This is a genomic window from Variovorax sp. CCNWLW186 (assembly GCF_037203865.1).
GTDB lineage: Bacteria > Pseudomonadota > Gammaproteobacteria > Burkholderiales > Burkholderiaceae_C > Variovorax.
In genome coordinates, this window is record NZ_JBBCBO010000022.1 from 19679 (window position 1) to 39430 (window position 19752).

A 19752-nucleotide genomic window follows, 5' to 3' on the forward strand; every position below is an offset into this window, starting at 1 on the left:
GCGGTGGGGTAGGCCTGTGAGACGGATCACGGTGTTGTCTGCAAGGCACCAATCGCGAAACGCCTGCGCACGCGGCCCCCCCCCTGCGGGCTCATGCCGGTGGGTCTTCTTCCACAGGATCGAAACGCGCGCCTCCTTCGAGGGTGCGGTGAACGGGGCATCGCTGCGCGATCTCCAGCAGTTGCTCGCGTTGCACCTGCGTAATGGCTCCGTCTATCGATACTCGTCGACTGAAGACATCGGGCGGGGAAGCCGCCTTGTCCTTTTGGTGGTTCACCGCGGTGCGGATGCGTGCGACCGGCCAGCCCTTGCTGTCGGCGTAGTGGCGCAGCGTCATGGTGGTGCAGGCGGCGAGCGCGGACGACAAAAGGTTGTAGGGCGTGGGGCCCGAGCCGAGTCCTCCCGCCGTCGCGGGTTCGTCCGCGAGCCAGCGCGAGCCACCCGAGCGCAGCGCGAGCTGGAACTTTCCGAGGCCCGTTTCTTCCGCTTCTGCATCAGCTGCGACCGGGTGGCCGCCGGGAGGCTCGGGCAGGTAGCGGGCTGCCCAGGTCGCGATGAGGCGCGCGACGCGTTCGGCGTCTTCGCGCTTCGACAGCAGGTGGTCCGCGTCATCGAGCGAGACAAAGCTCTTGGGATGCCTCGCTGCCAGGAAGATGCGGGTGGCGTTCTCGATGTCGACTGTGCGGTCTTGCGGCGCATGAAGCAGCAGCAGTGGCCGGCGCAGAGCTGCGATGCGCGCCCCCGAATCGTGTTTGCGCAAGTCGTCCACGAAGGCCTTGCCGACCGACATCGGCCGTCCGACCACCTGGACCATCGCCTGTCCCTCTGTGTCGAGCCGCGCAAGACCAGCGGGATCCAGCAGATGCAGCACCTGTGCCACGTCGAAGGGCGCGGCAATGGTCGCGATCGCATGCGCGCTGGCAATCCGGCCCGCAGCAGCCAGCATCGCAGCGCCACCGAGGCTGTGGCCGACGAGCAAGCGGGGCGGCATTCCGGCAGCCTCCATGGCCTCGGCGGCAGACACCAGATCCTGCACGTTCAGCGAGAAACTCGCGTCGGCGAAGCTGCCCTCGCTGTCGCCCAGCCCTGTGAAGTCGAATCGAAGCACCCCGATGCCCACACTGGCCAGCTCCCGCGCGATGCGCACGGCGGCGAGGTTGTTCTTGCCACAGGTGAAGCAGTGCGCGAAGAGCGCCCAGCCCCGCTGGATGCCCTCTGGCATTTCGAGGCTGCCTGACAGGCGGAGTCCGTTCTGGTTGAGAAACTCGAAGGAGCGAGTGGGCACGGGCGTGTTCCTGTGTCTAGAGCAGATGCGTACGAATCGGGATGCCCGACTTCAGCGTCAGGGTCACCGGGGTTCGCTCGGCGACGTCGGCCAGGCACGCCTTCTGCGCGTCGTCCAGGCCGAAGATGCGCAACGATCTTTCGATCACCATGGCGTTGTCTTCCCGCGCAAGATGAAGGTCGACCTGCACCGATTCGAGGGGCCAGCTTTTGAGGTCCGCATACATGCGGAGCGTGATGGCGGTGCACGCCCCCAGGCCGGCAATCACCAACTCGTAGGGCGTGGCCCCTGCGCCTTCGCCGCCGAGGACGGAGGGCTCGTCCGAGACGAGCGCGTGCCCGCTGGCGAGGTCAATGTGCGTGTGATAGTGGTCTCGTCCGATGCGGGCGGTGCCTTGGGCCATGGCCTGGACTCTTTCTTTATGCGGAAGCGGGGCGTGCGGCTGGCGTGTCCGCAGGCAGGGGAATGAACTCGCTGTCGCCGGGAACGCCCGCAAATCGCTGCGCGCGCCAGTCGTCCTTGGCCTGCGCGATACGCTCGGCGGACGATGAGACGAAGTTCCAATAGATATGCCGTGGCTCGGCAAGCGGTTCGCCACCGATCAGCATTAGGCGGGTCGCCCCGGCCCCGCGCAGCACGAGTTCGGCGCCGGGCTTGAACACCACGAGTTCGCCGGCTTCGAAGCGGCCGGCCTGGCCAAGCACCTCGAGCGCCCCAGACACCACGTAGACCGCACGTTCGACGTGCTCCGCCTTCACCTGGTAGCGCGCGGCGTCTTCGAGCACGATGTCTGCGTAGACCATGTCCGAGTACGTGCGCACTGGTGACACCAGTCCATCGCTTCGCCCCGCGATCAGCGTCAATGCAGCGCCGTCCGAATCGGTCTTGGGAATGGCCGCCGCGGCGTGATGGAAGAAGCCCGGTTCGGCCTCTTCATGCGTCTTCGGCAGCGCCACCCAGGCCTGAATGCCGAACAGCGACGCCCCGGGCCGGCGCTCGGCCTCGGGCGTTCGCTCGGAGTGCACGATGCCCGAACCGGCGGTCATCCAGTTGACCTCGCCGGGACGGATCGCCTGCACGTTGCCCAAGCCATCGCGATGCATGATCTCGCCAGCGATCAGGTAGGTGACCGTGGCCAGGCCGATGTGCGGATGCGGCCTCACGTCGAAAGCCTGGCCGGCCGTGAAGGTCGCGGGCCCTATGTGGTCGAAGAAGATGAACGGCCCGACCATCCGCCGGTGCGCAGACGGCAACGCCCTTCGAACCTTGAAGCCGTCTCCGAGGTCGCGCGTCGGCGGCAGGATGACGGTCTCGACACCAGCGACCCCGCTCTGGCGAGTGGTCGTGGCGGGACTCAGTGCGCCGTGCGCCCGAACGAGGACTTTGCTCATGTGATGGTCAAGGGAGTTGGGGGAAGACGATCGCTGGTGCGCTCACGCTTGGGGCGCGGTCGAGTCGCGCCAGCACAGCGCGGAGAGCACGGTGCCTTCGCCGTCGATCTCGAACTCTTCGGGCAGGGGCCCATCGATGCGTTCCAGTTGCACGGTACCGGACAGCCGTTCGCGCAGATCGCGCGCCCATCGGCTGCCGTGCGCCATCCAGGCGGGACTGATCTCATCGCCGTCTAGCGAGGGTTCAAGCATCACGATGACCCGCAGCGCGGGCCCGTCCGTCGCCTGGATCGCCCACAGCCGCCGAACCGCGGGCTGTTCGGCGTACCAGCGGGCCAGTGCAGTCGACGTGGCGCAGATGGGTTCGAGGGCTTCGAGAGCAGAGGTTAAGGACAGTCTCATGGCATGCCCGGGGGTTACTGCGGCATGCCGCTCTCGGCACGCAGGGCGGCTTGCACTCCGGGGTCGCCGTCCATCATCCGTACGAATCGCGCGAGGTTGTCCAGGCCTTGCATGTCGACCTTCCTGGCTGCCGACCAGCGCGAGAGCACGAAGAGGTACGGGTCCGCGATGGAGCGTTCGCCGGTCAGCCAGTCCCGGCCGTCGAGCTGGTCGTCCAGCCGCGCGAGGTAATCGCGCACATGGCCGCGCGCGTTGTCCGCAAGGACCGGCGCCATCGCCGCGTCTTTCAGGAAGCGCTGCGGCACGAAGATCGGCTTGAACGCCTTGTGCACATCCGAGTTGAGAAAGCCGAGCCAGCGCATGACCTCGGCGCGGGCGCGCGGCGACCCGTCGCCCAGCAGGCGCGCTTCGGGGTACAGGTCGGCTAGGTAGCCGAGGATGGCGACGTTCTCGGTGAGCGACAGGTCGCCGTGAGCCAGCAGCGGCACCGTGCCGCCCGCATTGATGGCAAGGTAGTCGGGCGACTTGATGCTTTCCAGGCTCATGCGCACCGGTTCGTGGTCTGCGCCGATCCACTGGAGGACGATCAGGTCGGCGAGGGAGCATGCGCCGGGCATGTGATAGAGCTTCATGGGGTATCCGTTGGGTTGAGGCGACCCGTTCGCTTTTTGGCGGACGGTCGGCATCGCGTTGTGCAGGAGAGGCTTTGCGAACGAATCAATGCTAGGCAGGCGTGCGCGGCGGCGGAAGGCATGTGTCGGGGTGCACCGTGTTGTCACCGGCGCACCAATCGCGGTGCCGGTGCATCGACGCATTGGTGCATTGGTGCGGACAGGGAAACACCGTGGTCACGCCGTGGCACCTACCGCCGCCCGCTGGGCGCGCCTACCATCCTCGCGAACCTGATACACGAAGCACGCATGCCTCGAGCCGCTCGGACATCTGCACCATTCATTTGCCAATGTGCACGGCGCGGCCCACCGACAGCCCAAGCGCACACATCGCCAGGCACAGGACCAGGCAGGCCGCCAGCGGCATTGTCCAGTTGCCTGCGGCCTCGTGCAGGTAGCCCACCAGCGTGGGACCGACAGCTGCCAGCAGGTAGCCGATGCATTGCGACATGCCGGAAAGCGACGCGGCGATCTGTTGGCTGCCCGCGCGCAGCCCGACGAAGGCCAGGCTCAGGATCAACGCCGACCCCATTCCCATGCCCAAGGCAAAGAGCCACAGCGGCGTCCACATGGGCAGGGCCAGCAGGCCTACCAGGCCACAGGCACTCAGCGCCGGCGAAGCGAAGGCAATCCAGCGCTGATCGGTCATGCGATGCAGGAGCGGCATCAGCAGCAGCGCGGGCACGGCCCCTGCGAGCTGCATCCACCCATGCAGTGTGCCGGCGCGTGCACTCGAGAAGCCGGCCTCCTGGAGAATCGAAGGCAGCCATGCAATCGCCGCAAAGTAGATGAAGCAGGTGAGGCCCAGGTACCCGGCCACCTGCCAGGCCAGTGAGGCCTTCCACACCGAGGCCCCCACCGAGGCTCTGTCCGCACCCGCGGCAAGGCCCGGTGCCGAGACGGTTCGAAAGCGCAGTTGCGGCAGCCACAGCAATGCAGCAGCGAGCGGCAGCACGGCGACGGCGCCCAGCGAGGCCGGCCATCCGGCGCCAAGCGCGTGGTCCAGCGGCACCGCCACGGCCGAAGCGAGGCCCGCGGCAGAGATCATCGCGAGTGCATACGCGACCGTGAGCTTCGCCACATGATGAGGAAAGTCCCTTTTCAGCAAGCTCGGCAACAAGACATTGGCAATGGCAATCGCGCCGCCGATCACGCAGGTTCCCGCATAGAGCGCCGAAGCTGTGCCGCCCGAGCGCACGGCGATGCCCGCGACGAGCAGGACCAGCGATGCAAAGAGCACGCGCTCCAGGCCGAATCGGTGTGCAATGGGTGCAGCAAGCGGAGACACCAAGGCGAACGCGAGAAGTGGCAGTGTCGTCAGCAGGCCGGCCTGCGAGGCGTTGAGCGCGAAGCTCTCGCGCACGGGTTCAAGCAAGGGCCCCAGCGCGGTGATGGGTGCCCTGAGGCTGGCCGCGATGAGCAGGATGCCAGCGATGAGAACCGCGGCGCGGGGCGAAGAATCTGCCGGTTGTGAAGAATGCATGGAGGTCCGAAGTGATGCGGGATGCCACGGAAGAATCTAGTGACGAAGCGCGGATTCGAATGCCTGCGGACGGGCTGAATATGAGCAAATCCGGTCAAGATGAACCGGGAGGAACACGCCGCCAAGCCCCTTGGACTTTCGACTTCGAAAAGATGGATGCCCGCGTGGCCGCCGTGCGGATCCGCACCCAGGTGCTAGCCGAGGAATTGCCGACGCACCAGCATCCGCAAGGTCAGCTGGCGATGCTGCTGCGCGGCACCGTGACCTGTGAAGTGCCCGGTGCGCTGTGGATGGTGCCGTTGCACGGTGGTTTCTGGATTCCCGGGGGCGTGCCGCACAGCCTGCGCGTTTCGGCGGACGGAAATGCCTGTTTTCTTTTTGTGGATGACGCCGCCACCGTCATGCCGCAGACCTGCTGCTCGTTGAGCATCAGCCCCTTGCTGCGCGAACTCATTCTTCACGTGGCCGCTTTGTCAGAGGGCGCGCAGCGCGACCAGCAGGCGCAACGGCTGCACGCCGTGCTGCTCGACCAACTGGTGCGCATGCCAACCGAGGCCATGCACTTGCCGGTGTCGGAGGAGCCGCGTCTGCGCCGGCTGATCAATGCTCTGATGCGCGATCCGGCAGACCGGACTACGGCAGCGCAATGGGCGTCGCGCCTGGCCATGAGCGAGCGGACCCTGACCCGCCTCGTGCAACTCGAAACGGGCATGTCCTTCGGACGCTGGAGCCAGCGCCTGCGCCTGATCGTGGCGCTGCAAAGGCTGAACTCGGGCCTCTCGGTGCAACGGGTGGCCGATGAGCTGGGCTACGACTCGGTGAGCGCCTTCATCGCGATGTTCAGGAAGGCCGTGGGCCAGCCACCGGCACGCTACCTTGCGCAGCGGCGCTAGAACCGGCGGGCGTATCGGATCTGGACGAAGTTCTCTCCGGGGTTCGGATGCTTGATGCCTGCGTTCGAGAAATGTTCGAGACGCAGCGCGATCTCGTGCCGGCGCTGCTCGCCGAAGCTTCGACCCACGGCCAGATGGGTGCTGAAGTTGAAGCTCGTCGAAAAGCTCTTCTGCCGGGTCTTGTAGACCGACGAAGTGGCGGTCACCCCCAGGCCCGTTTCGAAGAACCAAGGCGAGGCGCCATCTGCAGGGCGGTAGCGCAGCACCGGAACCAACGCGAGCTGCGAGAGGTGCGAAAGCCCGGCACGGTCGGCCGACTGGATCTGCCAGTACGCGTAAGAAGCCTCCAGGTAGCTGCTCAGCTCGCCCGGTCCCAGCTGCCATCGATAAGGCAGGTCCCAGCTGAGTCCGACGGTCAGCGTTCGTGTGCCATGGGAAGAGCCGGCTTGCACGAACGCGGAATCAGGAGGGGCAAATGCCTGCGCAGCGGTATCGCCTGCATGAGAGAGGCAGAGTCCGAGGCAGAGCCATGTGGCGGCTTTGAGGCTGCGGCGCCAAGGCGCGGAAAAGTTCGGGGAAGAAAGGGCGTTTGACATCGCCACAAGCGTAGGAAGACGGGGGCGCGATTGCATGCCCCAAAAGAGAGAGCTGGCGTCCTCCCTTTGGTCTTGCCGGGCGTGTGGGTCACCAGACGCTGTCTAGCAAGGCGTCGAGCTTGATGCTTGCGTTGTTGCCCAGGTCGGCCACTTCGTTGGGGTAGTTCTTCTTTAGCAGCTTGGCCACTTCCGGCAGCTTTGCCTTGTCGAGGTCGAAGGCACCGATGCGATTCGGCAGGCCGAGTGAGGTAACCACGGCTTCGATCCGGCCGGCCAGTTGGGCGGCGGCATCGGCGTGCGCGGAAGGGGCGCTGAAGATCTCGAGCTTGTCGCCATAGAAATCCGCGCAGGCGCGAATGACGGGCGCGAGGGTGATGCAGGAGGTCGCGCTGTGCGGCAAGCCGAAGGTGCCGCCCAGGATATGGCCGATGCGGTGGCTCAGGCCATAGATGACCGATGCAGGCGAGAAGTAGCACTGCCAGGCCGCCAGCTGCAGTTGCAGCAGATCGTCGGGTGTCACCAGTCCCTTGTCCATCGCTTCGCGCGTCGGCATGGCCTGCGGCCACTTCTGCAGGACTGTCAGGAACCGCTCCAGTCCGCTTGCCGCCATGATCGCGTGCGGGTGTTCCTTCGTCACCTTGCGCATGCCCTCCACCGCGTGGTCCATGCCCTTGATGGCCGATGACAGGAGCAGCGCACGCGGCGTGTCGAACACCAGTACCGGGTCGATCACGACCACCTTGGGCACCGTCTCGCGCACCGCGTAGCTGCGCTTGAATTTTTCGGAACCATCCGTCTCGGTGATGCCGAAATAGTGGGAGAACTCGGAACCCGAAAGCGTCGTAGGCAATGCCGCGATGGGAAGGTAGCGGCCCGTCTTTTCATGATGCAGATGGGACACGGCCTTGGCCGCGTCGAGCACTGAACCGCCCCCCAGCGCCACGATCGACTGGGCCCGGGCCTGAAGACAGGCATCGAGTCCGGCCTGCACTGCCACGTCCGGCACATGCGGCGGCAGCGCCATGAAGCTGCCCACGGCCTGCTTCAGGTTGGGCCGCACGCAATCTTCGTAGAGCTTTGTCAGCGGTTCGACGGTGAACACCATCGGCCGATGGATGCCGTGCTCGCCGAGCCGTGCCACTGCGGCTTGCAAGATGTGCTGGCCCCAAAAAATGCCGTCTTGCGGCAAGCAATTCAAATGATTCATCTCGATCGGCCTCGTGAAAGTCAAGGCCGAAAAGATAGGTCCTTCACCCGGAGCTCACAAGCCGCTCTTTGCCGGACGCAGCGTTCGTATTCGTGGACGACAGGGCTTTGCCGCCCGGTCGGTTCACTCGAAGCTGCGGGGGTGGTCGAAAGCCGTGACCACCGGCATTTCCACGGCGAGGAAGTCGACCAGTGAACGCACCGCGGGAAGCAGTCCGGTGCGGAACGGGATCAGCGCCGAGATTCGGGCATCCGCCGCCGACCAGTCGGGCAGGAGTTGCCGCAAGGTTCCGTCCCTCAGCTCCGACCTGCAGATATAGCCCGGGAGCGCAACGATGCCCAGGCTGGCGCATGCCGCCTCCTTGAGCGCGACCATGTTGTTGCTCTGAAAGCACGGGTCGATGGGCATGACGAGTTCTTCGTCGTCCGGCCCCTTCAGCTGCCACTGCTGCGGCCCGTTGCGCACCATCGCGACCGTGGCGTGCTGCGCAAGGTCCGCGGGGCTTTCAGGCACCCCCCTTTGCGCGAGGTAGCCGGGGCTGGCGAACAGGTACCAGGGAACGTTGGCAAGGGCGCGCTGCACCAGCGTGGAGTTCTGCAGCGACGCCGTGTGCCCGCGTATCGCAAGATCGAAGCCTTCGCCCACGATGTCCACATACCGATCGGTCGCAATCTCCACGACGCGCACCTTCGGATACCGGTTCATGAAGACGGGAAGAATCTCGCGAAGAGCGAACTGCGCGATCTCGACCGCCGTGGTCAGCCGGATCACGCCGCTGGGTTCGGCCAGGCGCTGGCGCACTGCTTCTTCGGCAACGTTGGAGCTGTGCAGCATCGCGACCGCGTATTGGTAGAACTCCTTGCCGATGTCGGTCATGCCGAACTGGCGCGACGTTCGGTTGAGGAGCCGTACCCCGAGGTAACCCTCGAGCTCCTGGACGCGGTGGCTCAGTGTCGACTTGGGAAGGCGAAGCGCGGACCCGGCGGCGGTGAAACCTCCGCGGTCGACGACTTGCACGAAATAGAAGACATCCTTCAGGTCCAGCATCGCAATCCTGGTGAGAGAGCAGGGAGGCCGCGCAGCAGCGGCGGCCGCCACCGAGGATAGCGCTGCAACTCCCCGCCCGCTATCCCTGCCTCAGGCCGCTTCGGCCACGGGCTGCGCTGCGCGCAGCGACCGAGCCACCGAGGCGACGCGGCGGCCCTGGTAGGTCGCGACGGCGAGGTCTTCGGCACCGGGCATCACCGAGTCACGGTTGGAGACATGGGTTGCGCCATAGGGCGTACCTGCCGCGAACATTGCCGGATCGGCATAGCCGAGCGGCACGATGATCAAGCCCAGGTGCGCCATTGGGCCGTAGAGCGACAGCAGCGTCGCCTCGTTGCCGCCATGCCTGGAAGAGGTCGAGCCGAAAACCGAGCCGGCCTTGCCGTTCAGCTTGCCCTGGAACCAGAGGCCGCCGAGCGAATCGATGTAGGCCTTGAGTTCGGCGGAAACGGAACCGAAGCGCGTCGGCGTGCCGAAGACGATCGCGTCTGCCCAGTCGGCGTCCGCCTCGGTGGGGGCCTCGTACTTGGCGTTCATTTCGCTGGCCCGCTCGGACCAATCGGGCACCTGGCGCATAACCTCCGGTGCAACGAATTCCCGCGCGCGGCGGAGCCGGACTTCCGCGCCTTCCGCCATTGCGCCCTGTGCGACAGCCTTGGCTAGAAGCTCGGTCGAGCTGTTGCGGGAATAAAAAGCGATGAGGACCTTGGGTTTGGACATGGATTACCTGTGTTGGAAAGCAAAGAAAAAAGTGGATGCCCTGCGCGCTCTCAGACGGCAATAGGCTCCAGTCGCGCAAGGAGTTCGTCCTTGCGCTCGCGCAGCCACGGCGGCAGCTGGAACTCGGCGCCGAAATGGCCGGGTTCTTCGTCGATGGCAAAGCCGATGTCGGTGGTCGCAGCCTCGAACATGACGCCGCCCGGCATCTTGAAATACATCGAACGGAAGTAGTTGCGATTGACCGATTCAGAGGTGTCGATATGCCCCATCGACATCAACTTTTCCTTGATCTGCATTTGCTGATCGACGTTGTCCACCGCAAAGGCGACGTGGTGGATCGTGCCTTCGCCGTAGATTGACGAGCCCTGCAGGCGATCCGGCTCGTGCACGAATTCGACGATGGTTCCAGGCTTGCCGTCGGCGGTTTCAAAGCGGTGGTGGGGGCCGGATTGGCCGGCGTAGTGGAAGTCCAGCGCTTCTTTCATGAAGATGATCGATTCATCGACCTCGCGCAAAGACAGCGTGATGCTGTGAACGCCGCGAATCGCGAACTGCGCCGGAATGTCGTCCGCAGTACAGGGCGGGCGCGTGTCCTTCCCGGAGGCCACCAAGTCGAACTCGATGCCGCAGGGGTGCTGGAAGCGCTGGCGCTGCTCTTCGAAGCGTTCGACGACGGCATCGTCGAAAATCACGCCGCGGGCACTGAAGCGTTCGCGCCAGAAATCCAGCGAACCCGCCGGCACCGAGTAGTTGATGACCTTGATCTGGCCGGAGCCGCGGCGTCCCTTGACGCCCTTCTGCTTGAAGGGAAACGAGGTGACCAGCGTACCGGCGTCGCCCTGTGCGTTGCCGTAGTAGAGGTGATAGACCGGCTCCTCGCCGTCCAGCAGTACCGTTTTCTTGACCAAGCTCTGTCCGAGCAGCTTGACGTAGAAGTCCACGTCTTCCTGTGCGCCGCTGACGCACGCGGTCAGGTGATGAAAGCCCTTGATGATCGACATGTGAGTGCCCTTGTGTGAATGCAGTTGGTAGTGGCTAGTGGGTGAACGAGGCGAATTGCTCGACCGGCGTTTTCTGCAGGGTCATGCAGTTCTCCGGCAAGCCGTTGTTGGCCCAGCCCATCGACATGCCGGCAATCACCATCTCGTCTTGTGGAATGCCCAGCTCCGCGCGCAGCACATGGTGTTGCAGCGACCAGATCTGCTGGGGGCAGGTGTCCAGGCCCCGGCCCTTGGCGGCCAGCATGATGTTCTGAAGAAAGCATCCATAGCAGAGAAAGCTGGCCCATTCGAGACGGCGGTCCATCGTGAAGATGATCCCGACCGGCGCATCGAAGAACAGGAACTGGCGCTCCACGTCGCGCAGGCGCCCGGTCTTATCGCTGCGGTGCACGCCTTGTGCATCGCCGAGCTGGCCGCGAAAGGTGTTGAAGCGGCTCGCGTACGGGTCATGCAGCGGCTGGGGAAAGAAGGGGTATTCCGGCGCCAGCGTCGCATGGTTGGCACGAAACTCCGCAACTGCTGCCTTGGTCACGCGGTCGCGCGCTTCGCCGGTCACGACATAGCAGCGCCACGGCTGTGTGTTGCTGGAGCTGGGGGCATGGCTCGCGGTCGACAGGATGTCTTTCACCGTGTCGAGCGGAACAGGCCGCTCCAGAAAGCCGCGCTTGCTGCGCCGCTCGCGGATGAGGTCGTCGATGGCCGGTGTTGCATTCATTTCCAGAATCTCCATCAGTAGGTTGGCTGACATGGTCGTCTCCGAAAGTTTGGGTTTGTTGTGAACTGGATGCCGCGAGGTCGAGGGAAATCGTAGGTGCGCCCCGGACGCCTGAGAAGACCTTGCTTCTTGCACGCTCGGTCCGGGAATCGCGAACGATCGGGGTCTTCATGTCCCTTGCCTGCTCATGTGCGGGCACACGGGCGGCGGGTTTCCGATGAAGGTGCGCGACGACCAAAGCTCGGGAAACGGAATCTCTTCCATCGTTGGTGCGAGCCATGCGACGCCCTCGGTACCGAAGTAGGCAGGCCGCGCGCCGAAGGTCCGCCGCGTAGCCATCAGGTGCCGGAATTTCCAGTTGCAGAAGCCCTGGGCAATGTCGGCCAGGGTCTCGCCGAGCTGCTGGAGTTCGACGTTTGCGTCGGGGTCGGCGTAGATCTGGCGCCAGACCTGCTCGACTTCCTTGCTGGGGTTGTAGGGAGCGCTCAGATCGCGCGCGAGCACCTCCGCCGGCACGTTCATTCCCTGGCGCCGGAGAAACGCAAGCACGTCGTCATAGAGGCTGGGTTCGGCGAGCGCCTTGCCGAGCTGTTCCCGGCGATGGGGCTGAGGCTCGAAGTGCTGCAGGTGCTCTGCCTGCTTGATGCCGAGCAGGTAGACCATGTGCCGATAGGTCCACCCCTGCAGCGCTGTGTCCTTGCCGTGCGTGGCGACGGCGCGCGAAAGTATCGCGAGCAGGTCGTTCGGCGTCATCCAGTCGATCGAACGCCAGATGGCGTCCAGCGGCGCGTGGTGCGCAACGACTCGCAGCAGCGTGCGCCAGGCCTGCGGCAGGTTGTCCGCACGCAGGAATGCCTGGGCCGACTGGATCTCCTTGATGATGAGCATCCAGTAGAGCTCCGACACCTGCACGTGAACGATCCAGGCCTGCTCTCCGGGATGGTCGCTGACGGTGCGCTGCAGCGAGTGCAACGTGTCGGTCTGCATCCACGCGCTGTAGGGCGTCTGGCCAGTTGGAGGACGTTCGATGGTGCCAAGGGTTGGGGTGTCGCTCATGGTGTGCTCCTGGTAGTGGGATATGTCTATGCGCCGTCGTGCAATAGGCATTCAATCTGCCGTGCGATCTGCAGAAGGGCGCCGTCGAAGCCCGGCTTCGCCACGATCTGCAGCCCGGCGGGCAACCGGCCGTCGCGTACGACGAGGGGAATCGAGATGGCGGGGAATCCCGCGACGTTGAATGGCGCCGTGTAGGTCATCAGCGCCTCGCGCACGGTGCCCGACCAATGGCCGATGTCGATCGATGACTGGCCCACATGAGGTGCGGTACAGGGGCAGGTCGGCAACACGAGATAGTCGACCGCAGACATCGCGTCATGCAGCCGGGCGGTGAAGTCGCGCCGCGTCTGCTGTGCGCGTGCGTAGTCGCCCAGCGTCATGGTCCTGGCGCGTTCCAGCCTGTCGATGGTCTCCCGGCCGTAGTAGGCTGCGATGCGATCGGCGTCGTTGCGCCGGAAGTGCTCGACGCCGCCTTCGGTGAGGACGATGTACGCAAAGGCCTCGAAGACACCAACGAACAGTCCAGGCTCATCGAGCGTCGTGCTGGCAAAGGACTTTGCGAGTGTTGCGACGGCGGCGTCGAACGCGACTGCGACTTCGGCATCCAGCGGTACAGGCGCAATGTCGCGCACCACTCCGAAGCGCACGGATGCTGGCGCGGTGCGATCCGGCATGTCGATGCGGAAGGCGCCCGCGAGCATCGCGACGTCGTCGACCGTTGCGCCAAGGAAGCCGGGATGGTCCAGCGTCGGCGCCAATGGAAAGATGCCGCGCGTGGGCAATGCACCGAAGCTCGGCTTGAAGCCAACAACTCCGCACAGCGCCGCCGGTATCCGTACCGATCCGCCGGTGTCGGTGCCGAGGCCCGCCGCCAAGGCTCTGCAGGCGATGGCCGCGGCGGCTCCGCCGCTGGAGCCGCCGGGAATGCGCGTGCGGTCCAGCGGGTTCAACGCGTCGCCGAAGGTGGCACTGGCCGTGGTCACGCCCCATGCAAATTCATGCGTGGTCGTCTTTCCGATAGGAATGGCGCCTTGCGCGATCAACGCGCTCACGACGTCGGCGTCGACGGTCGGAAGGTGCCCCAGATAGGCTGCCGAGCCGTAGCTGGTCTCGATGCCCTGGGTGTCGATCAGGTCCTTGACGCCGATGGCCATCCCCTCCAGCGCGCGTTGCCGGCCTTGCGCATAGCGTCGTTCGCTTTCCGCCGCGGCGCTGAGCGCACCGTCGCGGTCGATGGCGGCGAACGCGTGCAACTCGCGCTTGCTGGCTTCGGCCGCGTCGAGCGCCTGCCCGATCAGGCCGGAGACCGTGACGCGTCCCCCGGCAAGGGCTTCGAGCGCGAGGCGAAGACCGGGTGCGCGAGGAACCGCGCTGGGCGGGTGGCTAACGGCGTTCAAGCGCAGTTCGCCATGGCGTCCATGTAGCGGGAATGCGGCAGCGAATCGAGCGACGCCTGGATGGCTTCCTTGCACAAGGAGGGCCGCCTCGCCAGCAGGTCGAAATAGCGGGTGACGCGAGGCAGCGCGTCCCACATCGATGCCAACCCGAGATAGTTCAGGCGCACGAGGTTCACGCCCCAGAACACGTCCGCGAGCGAGAAGGCGTGTCCATTGGTGTAGGCGAAAGAGCCCGCGGCCAGGTCGCGCTCCAGATCGTTCAGCAGTTGCCCTGTCTTCCGGCGCGCAGCACGCTGAAACTCCGGATCGCGGCACACCTTCTTGCCGCCGCTTTCCTTCACGATCTTGGCGCGGTAGGCCGCTACCAGCTCGGGCTCACCGGCGTTGTCGGACACCAGACGCCGAAGCACCATGACCTTGTAGTCATAGACGGTCTGCATCGATGCCTTAAGCGCTTCGGGCCGCAGATCCGCATCCGGATGAAAGCCGTAGAGCAGGGCGCCATTGGGAACCCGGTCGACGATGTCGACCTGGCGCATTACCTCGGCGCGTGCATCGGGCGCCTCGGGAATGAGTTGGGTCGGCTCGCGCGACAAGCCATCGAGGTAGATGCAGATGCGCTTCGAATCGGCAATCACACGGCCGGCCTCGTGGTCGACGAGCAGTGGCACGACGCAGGGGTCGAAGCCCTCCGTCTCGACCGAGGTCCGTCCGCTGTAACCGCTGATGAATTCCGGGTTCAACTCTCGCGCGGCGACCAGGCGCAAGCGGATGTAGGCGGGGCTGTAATGTTCGGCCGGAACCAACCCGTCGCTTGCCATGGTGCTCAGGATCAGCATGTCGTTGGAGCGATATGAAAACGCTTTCTCATGCAGCACCGTGCGCACCTTCTGCGAGCACAGCGAACTCGCCGCATGAAAGAGGTCGAACCTGGGTTCCGCCCGTCCGCCCACGATGGCGATGCGGGTGGGGTCCGCAATGGCGGCGCGCGCGGCGGCGGTCATCTCGATCAGGGAAGCACGACTCGTCATCACATTCCTCATCAGCCTGCACGGCAGGCACATCAACCAACAATCAATGAGCGGGTTTGCGTCCGATCCGGTTCAGGATGAACGCAGGCAAATCGTAGGGAGCCCACTGGGGGTTGAGAAGGCGTCGGAGCTCGGACGCACGGTCCCGGAATTTCGAACGATCGATGGCGTGGCGATCGCGGGCGCCGCAGCCATGGCGGTTGCCACGGCCGTCACACTCGAAGCTCGATGCAGGCGCGTCTCAGGCGTCGGCCGCAGGGCCGTCTTCGGGAATCAGGCGCACCCAGCCGCGCTGCTCCTGCACGCGCACCAGCCAATCGCGGATGCCGGCGAAGCGCGCCATGTCGTAGCCGCCTTGCCCGGCCAACGCAACATAGGCCGAGAGTGCGAGGTCTGCGATGGTGTAGCTCTCGCCAACGAGCCATGTGTGCGAGAGCAGCCAATGGTCCAGCTTTTCGAGGCCTGGGTATCCCTCGGCATGCAGCCGTTCGATGTCTTGCTTCTTCGCATGGGCAAGGCCGCGCAAGTGGAGCACGCGCGGGATGGCGATGGCTTTCTGGAGGTCGGCCTGCTCAAAGAAAAGCCAACCCATGACCTCGGCCCGGAGGTACAGGTCGTCGGGCAAATAGGGCGTGCCCTCGGCCAGATGCAGCAGGATTGCGCCCGACTCGACAATCGGACGACCGTCCAGCACGAGAACCGGCACGCGAGCGAACCGGCTGATCTGGAGAAATGAAGGTTCGCGGGTCTCGCCTTTCTGCAGGTCCAGCGTGATGCGTTCGTAAGCCAACCCCAACTGGCTCAGGAGGATGCGGATCTTCCATGAGTTGCCCGATAGACGACTGTCATAGAGACGCAGCATGGTTGACTCCATCAAGTGAGGCCCGCAGGACCGGAATGTCGGCTCCGACCCTGCAGACTTGCCGCTGCGGCGATGCCGCCTTCGGGCCGTCCGCCGATTTTCCCCGTAGAAAGCAGTTGCTGTCGACGGCGCGCGGGAGCCTCAACTGCCTTGCAGATGTCGTGCCAGGAAGCTGGCGGTCCTGCCGTTGGCCAGCGCGGCTGCTTCGGCGTCGTAGCTCATGCCGCCATGGCGTGCAAAGGCGTGGCCGCAACCGGGGTAGCTGTAGGCTTGCACTTGGGGATGGTCCGCCAGGGCGGACGAAATTTTCCGCTGGGCATCGACCGGGATGTATTCGTCTTTTTCCGCGAGATGAACGATGAGCGGGCTTGCGATGCGGCTCGCCTCCTCGGCGTACTTGTCCGCGTCGCCCGGGTAGTAGGCCACCACCGCGTCGGCGCCGGCACGCGCGGCGGTGAGGAAGGCCAGCAGGCCACCGAGGCAGTAGCCGACGACACCGACCCTGCCCGTGGCACCCGCCATGCCGCGGGCGGCCTCGACGGCAGCGGCGATGTCGTTCAGACCGGTATCGATGTCGAAGGCGTTGTAAAGCGTCAAGGCGCGCGCGCGTTCAGCCTCCGTCCGGTCGGAGAGTTCGAGGCCCGGTGCGATCCGCCAGAACAGGTCGGGGCAGACAGCCAGGTAGCCCTGCGCAGCGAGTTCATCGCACGACTGGCGCATGTCGGCATTGACGCCGAAGACTTCGTGGACGACGACGATGGCCGGCGCGGGGAGCTTCTGCGGACGTGCGACGTACGCGGGAAAGCTCCCACCGGAGGTCGTGATTTGAAGTGGGTCGTGCATTTTTCCCTGCGAGCCTGCTCAGGCGTTGAGCCAGAAGGCAATGTTGCGAACGTACTGTTTGGTCGAGCGAAGCGCCTCCGAGAACCGGACGATTCCGTCCCCTGCGGGCTCCGTCACGAAGGAAGGACAGCCCGCCGACGGGTCCCAGTTGTAGTCCGCAAAGTGATGAAAGGTCGATTGGGCGATGGCCCTGCCGCCCTGTTCGGAGCGCTCGAACGCGACGGCGATGTTGTAGCGCCTGCCGGAGATGGAGCTCTGTCCTTCCATCACGACCCGGCAACTCGAATCCCCCGGGGGTACGCTGACCGTGCCTTCATGCGGATGCGCAGGCAGGTACTGGATCACCCCGGTGGCCGAGCGCCTGTCGCGCATCACCGGGTGGATGCTGCCGACCGAGCGGATGCGCTGGTAGTCGCCGTTGGCGCCCGAGTGGTAATTGGGCCACGAGATGTGACCCGAGAAAGGGTTGTCGACACTTTGGCGGCCCGCATCGGGCTCGCAGTTGCGGCTATGGAAGTGATGCGCGGCGCCGATCCCGCTCAGGTTGCAGATCGAACTGCCCAGGTCCATGTGGTCGCGCGTGACCATGAGGCCGCCGCCGCGATGCCGGAACCGGCTGATGCTCGCGCAATCCTCCGGCGTCAGGCCATCGCCTGTGTCGACGGCAAAGAGCCAGAGCTGGTCGAAGTCCGATTCGTCCAGCGTGGACAGCACGGGGTCGGGGTTCGAGCGCGGCGCGCGGTCGCGCGCCGTTACGCGGAACGCAGGCCGACCCTCGTCGTCCTGTAACTGAGAGAGAAACGAACCGAGCTGACTGAAGCGTGAAATGTTCCAGTCGTCCGGGTCTCCTTCGATCGTGGTTTGCAGCAATAGATTCAGCATGGTGCAAGGTCGGGGTCGGTCGGTCCTGTTTGCGGTTCAGCTTTTCAGGAATGCGAGCAGGTCCGCATTGATCTTGTCTTGCGACGTGGTGGTGAGCCCGTGTGGCGCGCCGGGGTAGTAGATCGCCTTGGCGCCCTTGACGAGCTGCGCGGCCTTTTTCCCCGAATGCTGGATGGGAACGATCTGGTCGTCCTCGCCGTGCATGACGAGTGTGGGCACGTTGATCTTCTTCAGGTCTTCGGTGAAGTCGGTCTCGGAGAAGGCCTTGATGCACTCATAGGCGTTCTTCTGGCCGCTCTGCATGGCCCAGAGCCAGAACTGGTCGAGCACGCCCTGCGACACTTTCGCCCCCTGGCGGTTGGCGCCGTAGAACGGAATGGCGAAGTCCTTGTAGAACTGCGAGCGGTCGCCGGCCAAGCCGGCGCGGAGGCCGTCGAACACTTCGATCGGCAGGCCTTCCGGATTCGCCGGAGACTTCACCATGATCGGCGGCACCGCGCCGATGAGCACGGCCTTGGCCACGCGCTGGCTGCCGTGACGGGTGATGTAGCGCACCACCTCGCCGCCGCCGGTGGAGTGGCCGACCATCGTGACCTTCTTCAGATCGAGTGCGTTGAATAGCACCGCCAGGTCGTCGGCGTAGCCGTTCATGTCGTTGCCCGACGACGACTGGGTCGAGCGGCCATGCCCGCGCCGGTCGTGTGCGATGACGCGGAAGCCGTTGCGGGCCAGGAAATGCATCTGTCCGTCCCATGCGTCGGCGTTGAGCGGCCAGCCGTGGGAGAAGGTGACAACGGGGCCGTCGCCCCAGTCCTTGTAGTAGATCTGCGTGCCATCCGGGGTGGTGATGGTGCTGCTCGTCATGGAAGGGCTCCGCGATGCCGTCGAACGGTTGCGGGTTGCTGCGCCGGCAGTGTCTTGCATGCCGAACGCGAGGGTTCCGGTGGCAACGGCGGCGCCTGTTGCGATCAGGTGTCGGCGCGAAGGATTCTGTGTGGTGTTCATGGTTTCTTGCGGTTGAAATTAAAACGGCGGGCCACGGTGCGCGAGTGCTGCGGAAGAGGCCGTGGAACGGTTCAGATGCTAGGTTTGGCCAGGGCGCGGGGGTAGGCCCGCGCAGGGACTCACGCTGTTGTCGCGTCGGCACCAATACCGGTGCCGGCCTGCGGCTTCGAGCCGAGATTGGAGAGGCAGTCCAGGTCTGCGGCCCGGATCTTCAGCGTCATGAAGTCGATGAACACGCGCATGCGCGAAGGCAGGTGCTGGCGGCTCAGGTAGCAGATGTAATGGCCACTGTCGTCGGGTGCGTACTGGGTCAGGCACGAGACCAGCGCGCCCGTTCTCAGCGACTCGCAGGCCATGTATCCCGGCAACTGGGCGATGCCATGGCCGTCGAGCACGGCCTGCAGCACCAGGTCCGCGTCGTTGTAGGTGAGCTTGGCCTGTGGCACGAGCTTGCGTGGCTGGCCTGCGACCTTGAACTCCCATTCGAAGATGCGACCGGATGAAAAGCGGAAGTTGATGCACTCGTGCTGGGCCAGCGCTTCCACCGTGGCGGGCAGCCCATGGGCTTCCTGGTAGGCGGGGGAGGCGCACAGCAGCAACTGCATGGGGATGATCTGCTTGGCGATGATCTGGGCGTCTTCCATGCGGCCATTACGAAATGCGATGTCCACCCGGTCCGAGGTGAAGTCGGTCGGCTTGTCGTTCAGCAGCAGGTCGATGGTGACGTCCGGGTAGGCGGCGCGAAATTCACCGAGCAGGGGGGCGACAACCCGGCGGCCGAATCCGACTGCCGCGCTGATGCGCAGATGTCCGCGCGGCGGACCCTGGCGCAGGTCGCGCATTTCTTCCACGGCCTGGACGATCCGGTCGACCCCGGTGTGGCAGTTGGCATAGAAGAGGTCGCCTTCGCGTGTGAGCGTGGTGCTTCGGGTGGTGCGCAGGAAGAGCCGGACGTTCAACTGGTCTTCCAGCTTCTGGACGCTGCGGCTCACGGCGGAGCGGCCGATACCCAAGCGGTCGGCGGCCCGGGCGAAGCTGCCCTCCGTGACCACGGCAATGAAGGCGACCACCCCCGCATAGCTGGTGGCGAAGCTGGAGGCCAGCGGGTCCGCGCGCGGCGCAAGAGGAGTGGAGGGGGGCGTAGGGAGGGCAGAGGTTGTCATGAGGCGGCTTCTCTGTTCGAGGGATCAGGCGTCCTGAATCCCCCATGAAAGCGAAGCGGCCACTCTGCGCGCAAAGCACTGCCGGGGCCAGTTAAGCCCTGT

At 65.1% G+C, this 19752-nt stretch carries 21 protein-coding genes; 1 reads left to right on the forward strand and 20 read right to left on the reverse strand.

The genetic code is table 11. The features are described 5' to 3' along the window. Positions 1 to 91: 91 nt before the first annotated feature. The 6 genes from V9K97_RS21800 to V9K97_RS21825 form a co-directional block, all read right to left on the reverse strand. Positions 92 to 1285, reverse strand: a complete 1194-nt coding sequence (locus tag V9K97_RS21800) for a bifunctional alpha/beta hydrolase/OsmC family protein (RefSeq protein WP_337320628.1) — start codon at positions 1283 to 1285, stop codon at positions 92 to 94. Between the two features lie 16 nt (positions 1286 to 1301). Further along, positions 1302 to 1688: an OsmC family protein gene (locus tag V9K97_RS21805; RefSeq protein WP_337320630.1), complete on the reverse strand. Its 387-nt coding sequence runs from the start codon at positions 1686 to 1688 to the stop codon at positions 1302 to 1304. 16 nt (positions 1689 to 1704) lie between these two features. Further along, positions 1705 to 2676: a pirin family protein gene (locus V9K97_RS21810; RefSeq protein WP_337320632.1), complete on the reverse strand. Its 972-nt coding sequence runs from the start codon at positions 2674 to 2676 to the stop codon at positions 1705 to 1707. Between the two features lie 42 nt (positions 2677 to 2718). Continuing rightward, positions 2719 to 3078 carry a hypothetical protein gene (locus V9K97_RS21815; protein WP_145747625.1) on the reverse strand — a complete coding sequence of 120 codons (360 nt, stop codon included), beginning with the start codon at positions 3076 to 3078 and terminating at the stop codon, positions 2719 to 2721. Between the two features lie 14 nt (positions 3079 to 3092). Then, on the reverse strand, positions 3093 to 3710 hold the full coding sequence (locus V9K97_RS21820) for a glutathione S-transferase N-terminal domain-containing protein (protein ID WP_337320635.1): 618 nt from the start codon (positions 3708 to 3710) through the stop codon (positions 3093 to 3095). A 319-nt stretch (positions 3711 to 4029) separates the two neighbouring features. Continuing rightward, a complete protein-coding gene (locus tag V9K97_RS21825; RefSeq protein ID WP_337320637.1) occupies positions 4030 to 5232 on the reverse strand; it encodes an MFS transporter in 1203 nt (400 codons plus the stop codon). A 14-nt stretch (positions 5233 to 5246) separates the two neighbouring features. Here V9K97_RS21825 and V9K97_RS21830 point away from each other — a divergent pair, with 14 nt between their 5' ends. After that, positions 5247 to 6125: an AraC family transcriptional regulator gene (locus tag V9K97_RS21830; RefSeq protein ID WP_337320639.1), complete on the forward strand. Its 879-nt coding sequence runs from the start codon at positions 5247 to 5249 to the stop codon at positions 6123 to 6125. Here V9K97_RS21830 and V9K97_RS21835 read toward each other — a convergent pair. From V9K97_RS21835 to V9K97_RS21900, 14 genes are all read right to left on the reverse strand, one after another. Then, positions 6122 to 6577 (reverse strand): acyloxyacyl hydrolase, encoded by a 456-nt coding sequence (locus V9K97_RS21835; RefSeq protein WP_337320640.1) that lies wholly within the window; start codon positions 6575 to 6577, stop codon positions 6122 to 6124. The two genes, V9K97_RS21830 and V9K97_RS21835, sit on opposite strands and share 4 nt — an antisense overlap. A 232-nt stretch (positions 6578 to 6809) precedes the next feature. Beyond that, positions 6810 to 7928 (reverse strand): iron-containing alcohol dehydrogenase, encoded by a 1119-nt coding sequence (locus tag V9K97_RS21840; protein ID WP_337320642.1) that lies wholly within the window; start codon positions 7926 to 7928, stop codon positions 6810 to 6812. Positions 7929 to 8051: 123 nt separating this feature from the next. Further along, a complete protein-coding gene (locus V9K97_RS21845; protein ID WP_337320644.1) occupies positions 8052 to 8975 on the reverse strand; it encodes a LysR substrate-binding domain-containing protein in 924 nt (307 codons plus the stop codon). Between the two features lie 90 nt (positions 8976 to 9065). Then, the gene (gene wrbA, locus V9K97_RS21850) at positions 9066 to 9695 is read right to left on the reverse strand and encodes an NAD(P)H:quinone oxidoreductase (protein WP_145747619.1); all 630 of its coding nucleotides are present in this window, start codon (positions 9693 to 9695) and stop codon (positions 9066 to 9068) included. A 50-nt stretch (positions 9696 to 9745) separates the two neighbouring features. Then, the gene (locus V9K97_RS21855; protein ID WP_337320647.1) at positions 9746 to 10696 is read right to left on the reverse strand and encodes a ring-cleaving dioxygenase; all 951 of its coding nucleotides are present in this window, start codon (positions 10694 to 10696) and stop codon (positions 9746 to 9748) included. Between the two features lie 34 nt (positions 10697 to 10730). Then, entirely contained in the window at positions 10731 to 11411 is a 681-nt protein-coding gene (locus tag V9K97_RS21860; protein ID WP_337320760.1) for a nitroreductase, read from the reverse strand. 168 nt (positions 11412 to 11579) lie between these two features. After that, entirely contained in the window at positions 11580 to 12467 is an 888-nt protein-coding gene (locus tag V9K97_RS21865; protein ID WP_337320649.1) for a tryptophan 2,3-dioxygenase, read from the reverse strand. Positions 12468 to 12493: 26 nt separating this feature from the next. After that, positions 12494 to 13864: an amidase gene (locus V9K97_RS21870; protein ID WP_337320651.1), complete on the reverse strand. Its 1371-nt coding sequence runs from the start codon at positions 13862 to 13864 to the stop codon at positions 12494 to 12496. Next, positions 13861 to 14895 carry a glutathione S-transferase family protein gene (locus V9K97_RS21875; RefSeq protein WP_337320653.1) on the reverse strand — a complete coding sequence of 345 codons (1035 nt, stop codon included), beginning with the start codon at positions 14893 to 14895 and terminating at the stop codon, positions 13861 to 13863. Before V9K97_RS21875 ends, V9K97_RS21870 begins: the two co-directional genes overlap by 4 nt. A gap of 241 nt (positions 14896 to 15136) precedes the next feature. Further along, a complete protein-coding gene (locus V9K97_RS21880) occupies positions 15137 to 15757 on the reverse strand; it encodes a glutathione S-transferase family protein (RefSeq protein ID WP_337320655.1) in 621 nt (206 codons plus the stop codon). A gap of 141 nt (positions 15758 to 15898) precedes the next feature. Continuing rightward, positions 15899 to 16600 (reverse strand): dienelactone hydrolase family protein, encoded by a 702-nt coding sequence (locus V9K97_RS21885; RefSeq protein ID WP_337320657.1) that lies wholly within the window; start codon positions 16598 to 16600, stop codon positions 15899 to 15901. Between the two features lie 18 nt (positions 16601 to 16618). Continuing rightward, on the reverse strand, positions 16619 to 17482 hold the full coding sequence (locus V9K97_RS21890; RefSeq protein ID WP_337320659.1) for a hypothetical protein: 864 nt from the start codon (positions 17480 to 17482) through the stop codon (positions 16619 to 16621). A gap of 36 nt (positions 17483 to 17518) precedes the next feature. After that, positions 17519 to 18487 (reverse strand): alpha/beta fold hydrolase, encoded by a 969-nt coding sequence (locus V9K97_RS21895; protein ID WP_337320661.1) that lies wholly within the window; start codon positions 18485 to 18487, stop codon positions 17519 to 17521. A gap of 119 nt (positions 18488 to 18606) precedes the next feature. Next, a complete protein-coding gene (locus V9K97_RS21900) occupies positions 18607 to 19650 on the reverse strand; it encodes a LysR family transcriptional regulator (protein WP_337320663.1) in 1044 nt (347 codons plus the stop codon). Between the last annotated feature and the right edge of the window lie 102 nt (positions 19651 to 19752).